Genomic DNA, 1,107 nt, shown 5'->3' on the forward strand with positions numbered 1-1,107 from the left:
TCGGCAGGCTTAAAGACTGGAGGCGCGTGGCGACCCGCTACGACCGATGCCCAAAGGTCTTCCTATCCGCGATCGCCCTCGCAGCTGTCGTCATCTATTGGTTATGAATCCTGACCCTAGACTGACGTGTTCGATGATAACCATGAGACCACTTGGTGCCTGAGGGTCGAAAACTTCGGAACTGACTAGGTGCGCATCTTCCCCTAAAAGTACGGCAACCGCACAACCTAGAAACGCGATCCTAATCACGTCGGCCCTTGGTGCGTTTGCCACATAAGGCCGCGCAGGTTCCTCTAAAACGCGTCTCCGGCTATCCTCTCATTGCTAGACAGACCTTGCATTTCACAGCAAGATGTGTGCCTCCGTGAGGGCCTGCACGTCGTGGATGCTGTTGCCGGGAGCGAGGTCGCGGAGGCGGAACCCTTCGGCTGTAACATCCAGCACCGCCAAGTCAGTGTAGACCCGACTGACAACCCCAAGGCCGGTCAGAGGGTATGTGCATCGTTTCAGGAGCTTTGGAGTACCATCCAAGTTCACGTGACGCATCATCACGAAGATCTTGGGTACACCCACCACGAGGTCCATAGCACCGCCGACGGCCGGAGGGAACTTCTCGTCCAGCGTCGCCCAGTTTGCAAGATCGCCGTTTTCCGCCACCTGATAGGCCCCTAGAACAGCGATATCAATATGTCCGCCGCGCATCATCGCAAAGCTGTCGGCATGCTCAAAATAAGCTGCCCCCGGCGCCGCAGTCACGAACCTCTTGCTGGCGTCAATCAATTCGGCATCCTCCTGGCCCTCTAAGGGAGTAGGGCCGACACCGAGCATACCGTTCTCGGAGTGGTAAATCACTTCGCGCCCCTTGGGCACATGAGCCGATACATGCGTCGGCTTGCCGATGCCCAAGTTGACGTAAGCACCATCCGGAATGTCCAATGCTACGCGCGATGCCAGTTCTGCGTCGCTCCAATACGTCATGGTCGCACCTGACGTTGCCCCCAACTTTTATCCAGCGTGAGCGAGACTCCGGGTTTGGTTTTTGCCTGTTTGGGCGGGTTGGGCAACGGGGGCTGGCGCGGAGCTTTGTGGGTTGCGCAGCGTCAGGCC

At 58.0% G+C, this 1,107-nt stretch carries 1 protein-coding gene and 1 pseudogene; one reads left to right on the plus strand and one right to left on the minus strand.

Translation table 11 applies throughout. The annotated features are described in order from the left end of the window. A pseudogene (locus OC184_RS20310) lies at window positions 1-107 on the plus strand (IS5/IS1182 family transposase); the annotation flags it as partial. Between the two features lie 235 nt (window positions 108-342). Here the strand turns inward: OC184_RS20310 and OC184_RS20315 are convergent. Further along, window positions 343-978, minus strand: coding sequence for a 3-oxoacid CoA-transferase subunit B (locus OC184_RS20315; protein WP_265508964.1), 636 nt, complete (start codon window positions 976-978; stop codon window positions 343-345). Window positions 979-1,107 lie beyond the last annotated feature (129 nt).

Source organism: Paracoccus rhizosphaerae (assembly GCF_026162645.1).
GTDB classification, from domain to species: domain Bacteria; phylum Pseudomonadota; class Alphaproteobacteria; order Rhodobacterales; family Rhodobacteraceae; genus Paracoccus; species Paracoccus rhizosphaerae.

Bases quoted from the DNA above. Each gene is read 5' to 3' on its own strand.
- OC184_RS20315 (WP_265508964.1), bottom strand. From the start codon at position 978: ATGACGTATTGGAGCGACGCAGAACTGGCATCGCGCGTAGCATTGGAC.